The 13,998-nt window shown below is 68.0% G+C and carries 11 protein-coding genes, 2 tRNA genes and 1 pseudogene; 5 read left to right on the forward strand and 9 right to left on the reverse strand.

All coding sequences use genetic code 11. The features are described 5' to 3' along the window. Positions 1 to 19: 19 nt before the first annotated feature. The 4 genes from DWB68_RS01330 to DWB68_RS01345 form a co-directional block, all read right to left on the reverse strand. Positions 20 to 733: a hypothetical protein gene (locus DWB68_RS01330; RefSeq protein ID WP_119423339.1), complete on the reverse strand. Its 714-nt coding sequence runs from the start codon at positions 731 to 733 to the stop codon at positions 20 to 22. Between the two features lie 2 nt (positions 734 to 735). Then, positions 736 to 1,398 (reverse strand): hypothetical protein, encoded by a 663-nt coding sequence (locus DWB68_RS01335; protein WP_199700345.1) that lies wholly within the window; start codon positions 1,396 to 1,398, stop codon positions 736 to 738. After that, complete coding sequence (locus DWB68_RS01340; RefSeq protein ID WP_119423340.1) at positions 1,391 to 2,203, reverse strand: TIGR04255 family protein; 813 nt, start codon at positions 2,201 to 2,203, stop codon at positions 1,391 to 1,393. Before DWB68_RS01340 ends, DWB68_RS01335 begins: the two co-directional genes overlap by 8 nt. Before the next feature lie 66 nt (positions 2,204 to 2,269). Next, a complete protein-coding gene (locus DWB68_RS01345; RefSeq protein ID WP_119423341.1) occupies positions 2,270 to 3,076 on the reverse strand; it encodes a hypothetical protein in 807 nt (268 codons plus the stop codon). Positions 3,077 to 3,459: 383 nt separating this feature from the next. On the opposite strand from DWB68_RS01345, the pseudogene DWB68_RS16530 reads away from it, so the two are divergent. After that, positions 3,460 to 4,545, forward strand: a pseudogene (locus tag DWB68_RS16530) (recombinase family protein); the annotation flags it as partial. A gap of 147 nt (positions 4,546 to 4,692) precedes the next feature. On the opposite strand, the gene DWB68_RS16535 reads toward DWB68_RS16530, so the two are convergent. The 3 genes from DWB68_RS16535 to DWB68_RS01360 form a co-directional block, all read right to left on the reverse strand. Continuing rightward, positions 4,693 to 5,058 carry a hypothetical protein gene (locus DWB68_RS16535; protein ID WP_233548547.1) on the reverse strand — a complete coding sequence of 122 codons (366 nt, stop codon included), beginning with the start codon at positions 5,056 to 5,058 and terminating at the stop codon, positions 4,693 to 4,695. 43 nt (positions 5,059 to 5,101) lie between these two features. Beyond that, positions 5,102 to 5,174, reverse strand: a tRNA-Ala gene (locus tag DWB68_RS01355). 326 nt (positions 5,175 to 5,500) lie between these two features. Further along, positions 5,501 to 5,573: transfer RNA gene (locus DWB68_RS01360), tRNA-Ala, on the reverse strand. Positions 5,574 to 5,705: 132 nt separating this feature from the next. On the opposite strand from DWB68_RS01360, the gene DWB68_RS01365 reads away from it, so the two are divergent. After that, positions 5,706 to 7,061 carry an AI-2E family transporter gene (locus DWB68_RS01365; protein WP_233548548.1) on the forward strand — a complete coding sequence of 452 codons (1,356 nt, stop codon included), beginning with the start codon at positions 5,706 to 5,708 and terminating at the stop codon, positions 7,059 to 7,061. A 180-nt stretch (positions 7,062 to 7,241) separates the two neighbouring features. On the opposite strand, the gene DWB68_RS01370 is transcribed toward DWB68_RS01365, so the two are convergent. Continuing rightward, a complete protein-coding gene (locus tag DWB68_RS01370) occupies positions 7,242 to 7,859 on the reverse strand; it encodes a TetR/AcrR family transcriptional regulator (RefSeq protein ID WP_119423342.1) in 618 nt (205 codons plus the stop codon). Between the two features lie 304 nt (positions 7,860 to 8,163). On the opposite strand from DWB68_RS01370, the gene DWB68_RS01375 reads away from it, so the two are divergent. Together DWB68_RS01375 and DWB68_RS01380 are read left to right on the forward strand one after the other, a co-directional pair. After that, a complete protein-coding gene (locus tag DWB68_RS01375) occupies positions 8,164 to 9,810 on the forward strand; it encodes an amidohydrolase (protein WP_119423343.1) in 1,647 nt (548 codons plus the stop codon). Positions 9,811 to 9,926: 116 nt separating this feature from the next. Next, the gene (locus DWB68_RS01380; RefSeq protein ID WP_119423344.1) at positions 9,927 to 11,294 is read left to right on the forward strand and encodes an APC family permease; all 1,368 of its coding nucleotides are present in this window, start codon (positions 9,927 to 9,929) and stop codon (positions 11,292 to 11,294) included. A 260-nt stretch (positions 11,295 to 11,554) separates the two neighbouring features. Here DWB68_RS01380 and DWB68_RS16925 read toward each other — a convergent pair whose 3' ends face one another. Then, positions 11,555 to 12,124 (reverse strand): TetR/AcrR family transcriptional regulator, encoded by a 570-nt coding sequence (locus tag DWB68_RS16925; protein ID WP_119423345.1) that lies wholly within the window; start codon positions 12,122 to 12,124, stop codon positions 11,555 to 11,557. A 313-nt stretch (positions 12,125 to 12,437) separates the two neighbouring features. Here DWB68_RS16925 and DWB68_RS01390 point away from each other — a divergent pair, with 313 nt between their 5' ends. Next, a complete protein-coding gene (locus tag DWB68_RS01390) occupies positions 12,438 to 13,985 on the forward strand; it encodes an MFS transporter (protein WP_119423410.1) in 1,548 nt (515 codons plus the stop codon). The last annotated feature ends 13 nt before the right edge of the window (positions 13,986 to 13,998 follow it).

Raw genomic sequence — 13,998 nt, forward strand, 5'->3', positions numbered from 1 at the left:
TTGGCGAGGTCAGTCGTTCTCAACTCTGGTTCCGTTCTTTCAGCGCCTGGCGCATCGCGCGGCGAATCATGCTGTGCGACTGCGGGTTCTTCAGCAGTTCCTGATAGGTCGGCCCTTCCCTGTCAGCGCGAAGCCAGTCTAGGCACGCCTGCGTCTCGACCCTCAGCTCATCGCTGCTCGTTACGTCGCACCATTCCTCGATCAGGTCAGCTTCCTCGTAGAAGGCGACGGTCTGCTCGTGGAACGTGTGGGTGGGCACCACGACCCGGGAGCTGTAGTGCACCCACCGCTGAAGAAGCAGGTTCACTCCGAACGGCGACAACGAGGCGACCCGTGCGGTCAGCAGATCGGGGGCCACTGTGTAGAGGTTGTCGAAGTTCGCCGCCTGATGCCGACTCTGGCTCGTCACCTCGGGGCGGACGTCGGGCAGTGGCATCAGGTTGAAGTTGCCACCCACCCAGCCGCGCTCGTCGAGTTCCGTGCGATTCGACACCTCGGCAACAAGCACTTGCCAGGCGAGATCGACGCCGTTCGTGCGCATCGAACACGGGTGTTGGAGGACCACGACGGAGCGCGCTTTCGTCTTGCCAGTCGATCCGGGGAGTTGGACGCTGGTGAACACGTCACCGGTAAAGATAGGTCGGGTTGCCGAGACCTCGTCACCGCGCGCACGGTAGAGAGCGTCCCAGTCTGGGACACCCTCCACGTACGGGGATTCGAGGTCGTGGCTCAAGATCAGCCCTTCATGCGAATCGAGCGGTTGCCGTCGCCCGCCTCGAAGACCTCGAAGTCGGATCGGTACCGTTCGCGCCAGTCGGGGTCGAACTCCGACAGCAGCGCTTCGGGGTCTACGTGACCGCTCGCGAACTCGAACACGAGGTCTGCACGATTGGCGGCGTAGAGCACGATCGGCGTGACAGGAGCAGACGAAGAGAGCGGCATCTCGAACCAGGAGGCGATCTCATCGACCATGTAGTCGTGACCCGTGATCAGGTCACACGCCGCGAGCAAGCTCGCGAGCCGACCGCGGCTGTCGCCTGAGGCTTTCTCACCCTTACGCCACTTCTGCACTGCGGGCACACTCACGCCGACCATTCGTGCGATGTCACGCCAGGCGAACCCGAGATCAGCAAGCTCCGTGAGCATCGATGTCACGCTGGCCTTGCCGCGCTCAGCTGCCGCCGTGCGCCACTCGTCCTCGTGGGTGCGCTTGTGGAGGTCGTCTACGTCGTCGTGGAGCGCACGGGCTACGCTCCGGATTCCGCCAACTTCCGTTGTCAAACGTGGAGGCGTAAGTCTCGTTTCGGTCAGGTTTCGAGTGAACGCGGAGTCGCCCGCAGTAGCGCGGGATCCCAGTGCCGACTCAACAGCGGCGTTCCGCACCAAGGTGTCAGCCATTTCGCAACACTTCCTCTCGTAGTCGATCCGTAATCACACTCTCAAAGAGCCCCCGCACGGGTTCATGCAGTGCATCTGCCTGGCGCAGGATGAGCTCTGCATCGAACTCGGGCACCTCGTCGGCTGCTTGCCAGAAACTGTCGATGTCCAGCTTGAACAGTGGTCCCGGAGGAGGCAACGGACGGCGCAGGTCGGGAGTCGATTGCACGGCATAGTCGCTCTGCGCGCCGTACCTCAGCACGAGCGCATGATTGCTGCCGCCGGAGAAGACGAAGACGCCTTCGTTCACAACCGGCGCAAGCCCCAGTTCCGCACCGACATGCGCGGGACCGAGTAGCGAAGCATCCACCCACTGATCCCAGTCTGGCGCGCTGCCACCGTTCTCAGCGGGAACCCTGATCTCGTCGATGTACCGGAGCCCGATCCGCTCGACCCCGGCTGGGGCTGCAACGGCCAGGCGGGCCTGGAGCGCGACATCGAGCAACTCACGTATCCTGTCGTAGCTGCCGTAGTCGGTGGTCTCGATCACGAGGCTGTCTGGCCGGATGGACAGTGCCGTTCGTTTGTCGCGGCTCGTCCACCTCGGGAAGCTGCTGACGACCTGCTGCTGTGTGGGCGGACCGTCCGGCCCTGCCTGCACGGTGACGGAGACCTCGTTCATCTCACTCGGCAGGGGCAGCAGCTGTCTGATCCGCGCGGACACCTCCGCGATCTGCTTGCGGTCAAGTGGTTCGCACAGCGGGTGCCGCACCTCGATCGCCATCAGGACGATAGGTGCGCTCGGGTAAATCTCTCGCTCCCTCACGCCACCATCCTACCAAGGCTGAAACCGTAACGACAACCAAAGGTGCACTTTGGCGACGCCGTGGCTCTACTCCGTCGGCGGTGATGCAGGATCACGCCTGGTCATCAGATGCATGTTGCGCCTGTGCTTGTTCGTCGGCGTTGCTTCGGGCACAGGAGGGCGGCGCTCGTCGGCAGCTGCTCGCTTCACGAGTGTCTCGTAGAGGACTTCGACGTTGTTGTAGAGATCCCAGAACCGTGACTGAGCCGAGCTGAACGCATCGTAGTTCTCGTCGGCGACGTAGTCGATGAGCACCCACATGGCCTGGACGAGAGCATCGTTGTCGTAGAGCACGGCATCGATGCACTCGCTTCTCGGGTGAGGCACGTCGATGCGGCGTTCTCGCACCTCGGTGATCAACTTCTCTACGATCTGCACCTTGACTGCGCCGTCGCGGTGGGCGCGGCGGTCTTCGTAAGCGGCCTTGCGACAGGCGGGCGAACAGTACAAGCGCGGCCTGCCCGTGGACTTCACCTCTTTGAGCTTGGCACCGCACCGTGCGCAAGTGGTCGGGAGTTCGACTCGGCGCTCAACTCGGACGGTCCGGTCGCGACGGCGCTGCTCCGCCTGCTTCCGTTCACGGAGGCGTGCGGCCTGGTTGGCGTTGATCTCGCTGAGCAGCACGATCACGCGCTTCCGCTCCGCCCGCACCGTCGAGTCAGGTTCGTCCCGATCGACTGCGGCGAGCTTCTTGAGCACGCGGTTGTTGAGCGTCGGGAGGGCCACCGTGGCTTCGAGCAGCTCGGCGTCGTCGCCCGATTCTAGTGCGGCGACCCAGCGCGCGTAGCGTCCGTTGAAGTCGGTCGCTGTGGGGTCGTAGCGTTTGGTGGCCATGTTCCAACGGTACGTCGGTTTCGTCACCGACGTAAGTTACCGACCCTCGATCTGCAAGATGCGTGTGACCTCAAAGTGGAGACGGGCGGACGGGCGAAAGTGTGCATCGTGCCGAGGCCTGTGCACCTGTCTGGCATGCGACGCGACGATCGGAACCTGAGCCTTCGTGTGACGCGGCGTGAGGAGCCTGACCTCAGTAAGTTGATCGAGTGGGTGCTCGGCATCGCCGAGGCCCGGCACCGCGCGTGGGTGGACGGCGAAGCCGACCCCTACGGGCTTCCGCCGCCGGACGACCTTCCGTCTGCGCCTCACCGAGCTCTTCGGTTTGTCAGTGGTGCGCGAGAAGATCGACACCAAGAAGTACCTCGGCAAGGAGGCCCACCATGAGCACCGCGACACTCGACACCAGGACTTCCGGGGCGCCCGCCGATGCGCCGGTGCTGCTGGCTGTCTCGTATCTGCGGGTGTCGACGCGGGAGCAGGCCGAGCGTGGCGGCACCGACGAGGGCTTCTCGATCCCCGCCCAGCGTGAGGCGAACGCGCGGAAGGCTGCCGAGCTGGGGGCGCGGATCGTGCGCGAATTCATCGACGCTGGCGAGTCCGCGCGCTCGGCGGATCGTGACGGCCTACAGGACATGCTCGCGTTCATCGCCGCCACCCGCGTCACCTTCTGCATCGTGCACAAGCTCGACCGGCTCGCGCGCAACCGCGCCGACGACGTGAAGATTCACGAAGCTCTCATCAATGCGGGCGTGACTCTCGTGTCAGCTACCGAGTCGATCGATCAGACGCCGTCGGGGATGCTCGTGCACGGGATCATGTCGTCCATCGCCGAGTTCTACAGCCGCAACCTCGCCACCGAAGTCACGAAAGGGCTGACGCAGAAGGTCGCGCAGGGCGGCACCCCGATGCGCGCACCCATCGGTTACCTCAACGTCCGCCGCACCGACGACAACGGCAGGGAGATACGCACCGTTGAGGTTGATCCCGACCGGGCACCGCTCATCACTTGGGCGTTCGAGCACTACGCCGAGGGCGAGACCTCCGTCACCGGCCTGCTCCGTGACCTGACCGCACGCGGCCTCCTCACAGTGCCGACGCCGAAACGCCCGTCGAAACCGCTCGGGAAGAACACCCTCTACAAGCTCCTCACGAACCCGTACTACGCCGGGGTGATCCGCTACAAGGGTGCCCTGCATCCCGGCGCGCACGATCCCATTGTGGAACCGACCTTGTTCGACAAGGTGCAGTCACTGCTGCGGGCGCGGACGGCGAAGATGACCCGGCACGTCCAACACGCCCACCACCTCAAGGGACTCCTGCACTGCGGCACCTGCGGGTCACGGATGCTGCTGGACTTCGCGACCAACCCGCGCGGTGTGACCTACGCCTACTTCATCTGCTCCGGCAGAGCGGCGAAGAAGACCGCCTGCACGCGGCGGGCCGTGCCCGTCGCCGTGGCGGAACGACTCGTCGCTGACTCCTACGCAAGCATCACGATCAGCGACACCACCTACCAGCGCCTCGCCGCCGATGTTGACGCGGCGTTCGACAAGCGCAACGCGGGCCAGGATCAAGAACTCGCGGACCTGACGGCGAACCGGGCACGCCTGGAATCAGAGTCCGACAAGCTGCTTGCGGCGCACTTCGCCGACGCCATCGACCTCGACACGTTGAAGCGGCATCAAGATCGCATCCGCGCGGGCCTGGCCGACGTGAACCGACGCCTGGCCGAGCACAGCGAACACCACACGGGCGGGCGGGCGTTCCTCCACGACTCGCTCCGGCTGCTGACCGACGCGCACCGCACCTACGCGCACTCTGGGGATGCGGACAGGCGGATCGCGAACCAAGCCTTCTACACCCGCCTCGACATCACCGACGACGAACAACTCCGACCTACCTTGGCTGAGCCGTTCGCCACGATCTTCCGCGAAGCACACGACAGCGGTGACGAAGGCAAGGAAGCGAAACGGGAACACCCAACATCTTTTGATGTCGCGTGTTCCCGTAAGACACTTTGGGTGGAGGTAAGGGGATTCGAACCCCTGACCTTCTGCATGCCATGCAGACGCGCTACCAACTGCGCCATACCCCCAAAAGAGGTGCTCCTCGCGGGACCGGGATCCTCGCTCGAACAAGATGAAACTTTAGCAAAGCCGGGGCCACCAGCGCCAATCGAGCGGGGGCGAGCCGCATCACGCCCCGACCGGTGCGGCGCGCGCACGCTAACGACGGCCACCAGACTGCGCCGGTGGTCCGATTTTTCGCTCCCAGCGGTACCGCGAGCGGACCTACTGGTCAGTACGCGGACAGGGGGGTGGCGAGGGTGCGAGGTGCAGAATCCCGCGTGCACCCAGGTCCCGGACCACGCGCCAAACAACGCAGAAGGCCCGGTCTGCGACCGGGCCTTCTGCTCTTCGGTGGAGGTAAGGGGATTCGAACCCCTGACCTTCTGCATGCCATGCAGACGCGCTACCAACTGCGCCATACCCCCGAATAGAGGTGATTCTTCAACACCTCGAAAGCGTTTCGAACCGAGAAGAGACTCTACCACACGCCGCGCATCCCTCCAAAACGCAACCTCTCCTCGCCCCTAGACTGGGCGCGAAGCTCTGAAAGGCGGACCATGAGTCACTCCCCCGAGGAACCCCGGGACGACAAGGAATCGGTGGTGCCCGGCGCCCCACACCCTACCACCGGCCCCACCCCGGCCGTCACGCCCGCCCGCGGCACGGCACCCAGGGTGGTCACGTCGTCGGGCACGGGAAGCGTGGTGGACCTGGGCGGCCCCGCTGCGTCCGCCGAACAGCACCACGAGATCACCGCCACCGCCGGCACCAAGCGTGCACTGCAGGCGCCCGCCCCGACCAAGACGGCCATGCCGCGCTTCCTGGTCGTGACGCTGGGCCTCGCCGCCGTCTGCGTGATCCTGCTGTTCGTCCAGGGCATCCAGGACATCGTGGCGCCGATCTTCCTCGGCCTGAACCTCATGATCGTGGTCTACCCGCTGCAGCGCGCGCTCAGCCGCGTCATGCACCGCTATCTCGCCTCGGTCGTCTCGCTGCTCGTGGTGCTGGCCGTCCTGGTCAGCTTCGTGTGGGCGTGTGTGTGGGCCGTCATCGAGCTCATCAACGCGCTCCCGCAGTACAACGCGCAATTCCTTGCGCTGTGGAAGACCCTCACCGAGCTCGGCGTGCAGCTGGGCCTGGACGCGAGCCAGGTCAACAAGGTCATCTCGGAGATCAAGCCGAACGACGTCATGGGCCTCCTCGTTCCGATCCTCGGCAACCTCTCCGCCGTCGGCTCGCTCCTGGCCACGCTCGTCATGGCGACGTTCTTCCTCGCCATGGATTCCTCGTCCATGGGTTCGCGCCTGAAGCTCCTGCGCGTGGTGCAGCCGCGCGCCCTGGTGGTCGTCAGCGACTTCTCCAACGGCGTGCGCCGCTACTGGCTCGTCACCACGGTGTTCGGCCTCATCGTTGCCCTCGCCGACGTCGCTGCTCTGTCCATCATCGGCGTCCCGCTCGTGTGGGTGTGGGGCGTGCTCTCCTTCATCACGAACTACATCCCGAACATCGGATTCGTGATTGGCGTCGTCCCGCCGGCGCTGCTCGCCCTGCTGTCGGGCGGCTGGGTGCAGGCCCTCGTCGTCATCGCCGTGTACTGCGTGCTCAACTTCGTGATCCAGGTGATCATCCAGCCCAAGTTCACGGGCGAATCGGTGGGCGTCACGCCCACCATCTCATTCCTGTCGCTGCTGTTCTGGGTCTTCATCCTCGGCCCGCTCGGCGCGCTCCTGGCCCTCCCGGCCACACTGCTGCTCAAGGCGTTCCTCATCGACTCCGATCCGAATGCCCGCTGGCTCAACCTCTTCGTCGCGTCCTCGCCCGACTCCGCCCTGCCCGATGACGAACAGCCCGCCCCGCGCAATCCGCGCAAGGCCCGCAAGGATCGCGAGCGCAAGGCGCTGCTGCGCGGCTGAGCTCCCCGCAGAAATCCGAGCCCTCCTGGACTTTCCGCGCACTCGAGTGCGCGGAAAGTCCAGGAGGGCTCGTTTCTTCATGCCCGACGGCGGGTGGCCGGGTCGGCGCGGCCCTACGGCTGGGCGGGCGGCCCGGTGCCCGACGGCGGGCGGCCCGGTGCCCGACGGCGGGTGGCCGGTTCAGGCGGACGGGGCGCCGTTGCGCTCGCGCAGGCCGGCGATGAGCGCGGTCAGCCCCAGGTCGAAGGCGGCCTCCGCGGCGCCGGCGCTGTGGTGTTCCACGGCGAGCGCGGCGCGCAGGGCGGGCAGTTCTTCGGGGACGGCGGCGGCGTCGAGCATGTTGCCGGGGGCCACGATGTCCAGCGCCGAACCCAGAACGTGGGCCTCGACGGTGCGCAGCACGGCGATGGATTCTCCCGCGGCCCAGCCGGCCTCGGTCAGGGCGCGCACCACCACGTTGTACATCGCGAGGGTCGACTCATCGCGGATGGGCGTGGTGGCCAGGAGCCGAATGAGGTGCGGGTGCTGCGCGAAGGCCATGAGGTAGGAGCGCGCCCATTCACCCAGCGCCACGTCCCAGGGCTTCGAGACAAAGGCGCTGACGTCGATGCGTTCAACGACCTTGGCGCGCATGAGCTCGATCAGCTCGGTGCGGCCGGAGACGTGGTTGTAGAGCGAAGAGACCTGGCGATCCACGCGCCCGGCGAGCGCTCGCATCGTGAGCGCCTCGGCCCCCTCCTCGTCAACGATCGACATGGCGGCGGCGAGTAGCCGGTCGCGGCTGAGCGGCGGGGTCATGGGCACTCCTTCTCGACAGGGGCGGGATGGCCCGCGCGGCGAGCCTAGCCGCTTCGGCGCGCCCGCGCCCCAACCGCCGTGGGCGGGGCGCCGGCTACCGAGCGCTCGCGCGCGCCGGTCATGTCGCGGCAACGCTCGCGTCTTTACGCGGAAACACGGTGTGTGTAAGGTCACACTACCGGCACGAACAGTGTTCGTACCGGGGTACTGCCACCGCTTCGTCCCGAGGCCCCAGGAGGGCCCGGATCGGGCCGAGGCACGGCCGCCCCAGCACGCATCAGCGACGCCACGAAGGACCCGACGCATGAACTCCCGCGCCCAGCTGCTCCACTCCGGCACCGTCTTCACGGGCGCCGGTTCGCCCGACGTCGACGCCGTCCTCCTCGTGGATGGACGCATCGCCGGCCTCGGCGCCGAGGCCCACCGCCTTGCGGAGGCCGCCACCGACGCCGGTTCCGAGGTGCTGCGCACCGATCTGGGCGGCGCCTTCGTGAGCGCCTCCTTCGGCGACGGCCACGCCCACCCGCTCTTCGGCGGGCTCGAGGAGGCAGGCCCGCGGGTGCGCGCGTGCGGCTCCGTCGAGGAGATCGTCGCCGAGGTGAAGCGCTTCGCCGAGGAGCACCCCGAGCTCGAGTGGATCTTCGGCGCGAGCTACGACGGCTCGCTGGCCCCGGAGGGGCTCTTCGACGCGCGCTGGCTGGACGAGGCCGTCCCCGACCGCCCCGTGGTGCTGCGCGCCTGGGACTATCACACGGTCTGGGTGAACTCCGCCGCGCTGGCCGCCGCCGGCATCACGCGCGACACCCCCGATCCGGAGCTCGGCGAGATCACGCACCGCGCGGACGGCGAGCCTCTCGGCATCCTGCGCGAGTGGGGCGCCGTTGACCTCATCATGGACGTGGCCCCCACCCGCCCGCAGGAGGAGCGCCTGCGCGCCCTCGAGGCCGCCGGCGAGTACTACCTGGCCCGCGGCGTGACCTGGGTCCAGGACGCCTGGGTGGAGCCCGGCGACGTCGACACCTACCTCGAGGCCGCCGCCGCCGACCGCCTCCCGCTGCGCTTCAACCTGGCCCAGTACGCGGACCCCCGCAAGTTCGCGGCCCAGCTCCCGCGCTTCGTGGCCGACCGCCAGCGCGTGCAGGCCGCCAAGCACCCGCGCCTCACGGCCAACACCATCAAGTTCTTCGCCGACGGCGTCGTGGAGAACGAGACCGGTGCCCTCTTGGAACCGTACTGCTCGGCCCGGCACAAGCACGGCATGAGCGTGTGGCCGGGCGACATGCTCAAAAACGCCGTGGTTGCCGCGGATGCCGAGGGTTTCCAGATCCACGTTCACGCGATCGGCGACGCCGCCGTGCGCCAGGCCCTGGACGCCTTCGAGGCCGCCATCGCCGCCAACGGCCCGCGCGACCGCCGCCCCGTCATCGCCCACGCCCAGCTCATCGACGAGGCGGACCTGGGTCGCTTCGCGCAGCTCGGCGTGATCCCCTGCATGCAGCCGCTCTGGGCGCAGCAGGACGCCCTCATGACCGTCCTGACGGTCCCGCGCCTCGGCGAGGAGCGCTCCGATCGCCAGTACCAGCTGAACTCGCTCCAGGGCTCGGGTGCGGCGCTGTCCTTCGGCTCCGACTGGCCCGTCTCCTCGGGCGATCCGCGTGACGGTCTCGCGATCGCGATGTCCCGCACCACCACGGAGGGCCTCCCCGCCGGCGGCTGGACGCCGCAGGAGATCGTGGACCCGGAGCTGGCCCTGGCCGCCTACACCTCCGGCGTGGCCCACCAGGCCTTTGCCGACTCCCTCGACGCCCCCTGGGGCGCGATCTCCGAGGGGCACGCCGCCGACCTCATCGTCCTGGCCCGCGACCCCCGGGAGCAGGCGCCCCACGACCTGCCCGCCAACCCGATCCTCGCGACCTACTTGGGCGGCGCCGTCGTGCATCGCCAGGGCTGAGGCAGCCAGCGGCGGGCCCGGCACGGGCCCGCCGCCCCAGCCCTCCCACGCAACACCCCAGAGAAGTACCGAAGCAGGACTGATACACCGCCCCACCCTTGATGAAAGGAGCCGTGATGAAAACCCAAACACCTGGCACGGCCGCCGGCACGAACGCAACGCAGCTCAAGCGCGTGCTCGGCACCCCCTCCCTGACCATGTTCGGCCTCGTGTACATGGTGCCGCTCACCGTGTTCACGACCTACGGCCTCGTCACCGTTTCCACGGGCGGCCGCGTGGCCGCCGCCTACATCGTCACCCTCGTGGCCATGCTCTTCACGGCCCGTTCCTACGCCCGCATGGCCGGCGCCTACCCGCTGGCCGGCTCGGCGTACGTCTACACGCAGCGCACCTTCGGCCCCGAGACCGGCTTCCTGGTCGGCTGGGCGCTCATGCTGGACTACCTCTTCCTGCCGATGGTCAACTACCTCGTCATCGGCATCTACCTCAACGTCGCGATCCCCGCGATCCCGGCCGCCGTCTGGGTGCTCGTGTGCATCGCGCTCGTGACGGTGCTGAACATCGTGGGCATCACCTCGGTGAACCGCACCAACCTCGTGCTCATCGCCGCGCAGGCGATCTTCGTGGTGGTCTTCATCGTCTTCACGATCGCCGCCATGAACGGCCAGGCCATCGACATCATGGCCCCGTTCAGGGGCGACGGCTCCGAGGCCGCCGGCAGCGCCGGGGCGCTCATGGGCGGCGCGGCCATCTTGTGCCTGTCCTTCCTCGGCTTCGACGCCGTCTCCACCCTGGCGGAGGAGGCCAAGGACGCCGAGCGCACGGTTCCCAAGGCGATCATGATCGTCACCCTCGCCGCCGGCGTGATCTTTGTGCTGCTCTCCTGGCTGGCCCAGGTGGCGCACAAGAGCACCCAGTTCGCGGATCCGGATTCGGCGGCCACCGAGGTCATGACGGCGGTGGGCGGCACCTTCCTCGCCACGCTCTTCACGGCCTGCTACGTGGCCGGCGCGCTCGGCTCGGCGCTGACCTCGCAGGCCTCGGTGGCCCGCATCCTCTACTCGATGGGCCGCGACGGCGTGCTGCCCAAGCCGATCTTCGGCCGCCTCAACGAGCGCTTCAAGTCCCCCGCGACCGCCACGCTCGTGGTCTCCGCTGTCTCGCTGCTGGCGCTCGTAGTCGACCTGGCGTTCATCATCTCGGTGGTCAGCTTCGGCGCGCTCATCGCCTTCACCTTTGTGAACCTCTCGGTCATCAAGCACTTCTACTTCGACCGGCAGGAGCGCGCCACGGCCTGGCAACACGTCAACAACGGCCTGCTTCCGCTCATCGGCGTGGCCCTGACGGTGTGGCTGTGGACCTCGCTCACGCCCACCACCTTCGCGGCGGGCGGCTTGTGGGTCCTGCTCGGCGCCGTGGTCCTCGCGATCGTGACCAAGGGCTTCCGCCAGCGCGCGCCCATGCTCGACCTCAAGGAGAGCTGAGCGGGCAACCGCCTTCCGCCCCGCCCAGGACGGTTTCCTGGACGCTGAACGGTTTGCTAGCGGTTCTCGGTACAGCAAACCGCTTTGAGGCAGTGCTCGACGACGCGGGCCCACCTTCCGTACGGAAGGTGGGCCCGCGTCGTCGTGCGTTGGGCGCCCGCGCCGCTCCCTGCGCTTTGATCCCGGTTCTGCGCTGTGGGGCGCGAAATCCACGCCTCAAAGCGCTGAACGCGCCTCAAAGCCGGGTGGACCGGGAAGACTCAGGCATTGGCGGCCGCGATCTGGGCCTTGGCCGCGGCCTTGAGGACCTCCACCTGCCGCAGCAGGCCGACCATGTCGCCGCCGGCCTCGGGGCGATCGAGCTCGCCGGGCAGGGCGGCGTAGGAGTAGAGGCCGTCGCCGATGAGCATGATCGTCTCGGCGACGCTCGGCTCCTCGACCTCCTCAAGGATCAGGTCCAGCCACCAGCGGTGGATGGTCTCCAGCGCGTGGCGGGCCGGGGCAACGTAGGCCTGCGAGAGGCGGATCATCGCGGCGTAGGTGACGTCGAAGGCGCTCTTGGTGTTGACCGAGGTGCGCACGTAGTAGCTCGAGGGGCCGTCGGGGGCCGTGCGCATCTTCTCGACGTCGGCACGGCCGAGCTCGAGCATGCGCTCGGAGAGCGCCTCGGCCAGGGCCTCCTTGGTCTTGAAGTGGTAGAGCAGGCCGCCCTTGGAGACGCCGGCCTGACCGGCCACGGCCTCGAGCGTGGCCGCGCGTTCCCCGCCGGTGCGCAGGATGTCTGCGTAGGCGTCCAGGAGCTTGTCGCGGGCTGCGGGTGGGCGAGGCATGGCACAGACTCTATCGGCCCGCGCGTCACAGAGAGCGGAATCACGCCGATCCGGCTTCCTCATTAAACCGTCCAGACGGTACAGTTATGGCAATGGCGTTGCTTCGGCGGCGCCATCACCGGGTTTCCGGGGCGCTTTCGCCCCGCCGACCGCCCGATCGTCAGCACCGCACCAGCGCAGCAGCCAAGGAACGATATTCATGTCCGCGCACCCGAGCCTCGGAGAGCAGCGAGCCGCCACCGCGAACCCCGCGAGCGAGCGCCAGGATCCCGCCCCGTCCACGGGCGCCCTTCCCATTGCGCACGCCCCGGCCATGCCGCGTGACGACTCCGCGACCCGCCCCGCCACCGGCACCACGCCCGTGGTGCAGCTGGTGCGCTCGCCCCTGCGCCGCTGGCTCGCCCTGGCGCTGCTCATGCTTCCCGTGCTGCTGGTCTCGATCGACAACAACGTCCTGACGTTCGCGATCCCGTCCATCACGTCCTCGCTGGGCGCCAACGGCACGCAGGTGCTGTGGATGATCGACATCTACCCGCTGATCCTCGCGGGCTTCCTCGTCCCCATGGGCAACCTCGGCGACCGCATCGGCCGCCGCCGCGTGCTGCTCATCGGTGCCGTGGGCTTTGCAGCGGTCTCCGTGGCCGCCGCGTACTCCCCCACGGCCGAAACCCTTATCCTCTGGCGCGCGCTGCAGGCCGTCTTCGGCTCCATGCTCATGCCCGCCACGCTCTCGCTCATCCGCAACATCTTCGTTGACGCCCGCGAGCGCACCATGGCCGTGGCCGTGTGGGCGTCCATGTTCTCCGCCGGCGCCGCGCTTGGCCCCATCGTGGGCGGCTGGCTCCTGGAGCACTTCTGGTGGGGCTCCGTCTTCCTCATCTCCGTGCCGATCCTGCTGCCGCTCCTGGCGCTCTCGCACGTCCTGATCCCCGAGTCCAAGGACCCCAAGCCGGGCCCCATGGACCCGATCTCGATCGTGCTCATCGTGGGCTCGCTGCTGCCCATCACCTTCGGCATCAAGGCCGCCTCGACGGGCGAGCCGTGGTTCGTCTCCGTCGCCGCGATCGCGATCGGTGCCCTCCTGGGCTTCCTCTTTGTGCGCCGCCAGCTCGCCCGCGACAAGCCGATGCTCGACGTGCGCCTCTTCCAGCGCAAGCAGTTCTCCGGCCCGCTGCTCGTGAACATGCTGAGCCTGTTCAGCCTCGTCGGCTTCATGTACTTCCTGGCCCAGCACCTGCAGCTCGTGGCCGGCCTGTCCCCCGCGGACGCCGCGACCTTTATGCTCCCTGGCCTCGTGGTGATGTTCGCCTCCGGCCTCGCTGTGGTGCCCTTCGCCCGCCGCTTCGGCCGCGTGCAGCTCATGGTCACGGGCGTGCTCGTCAACGTCGCCGCCTACGGCCTCCTGGCCCTGCTGGGCCACACGGGCGAGCTGTGGGCCGTCATGGCCTCCTTCGTGCTGCTCGGCCTCGGTGTGGGCTTCTCGGAGACCGTGTCAAACGACCTCGCGCTCTCCGCCGTCCCGGCCGCCAAGGCCGGAGCCGCCTCCGCGATCTCGGAGACGGCCTACGAGGTCGGCTCCGTCATGGGCACCGCCGTCTTGGGCGGCCTGCTCAACGCCTTCTTCGCCGGGCACCTCCGCGTGCCGGCCGGCCTGAGCGCTGAGCAGGCGAGCACGGCTGGCGAGACCCTCGCCGGGGCGCACGACGTCGCGGGGCAGCTGGGCGGCGACACCGGCTCCGAGCTCCTCGCCTCCGCCGCCCACGCCTTCGACACGGGTGTGGGCCTCACGGCCGGCATCGCCGCGGTCCTGGCCCTCGTGGTCGCGATCGTCGTGGGTCGCCTGCTGCGCGGCGTGCGCTGACCCACGCGGCGCC

Source organism: Galactobacter valiniphilus, assembly GCF_003575975.1.
Classification (GTDB): Bacteria; Actinomycetota; Actinomycetes; order Actinomycetales; family Micrococcaceae; genus Galactobacter; species Galactobacter valiniphilus.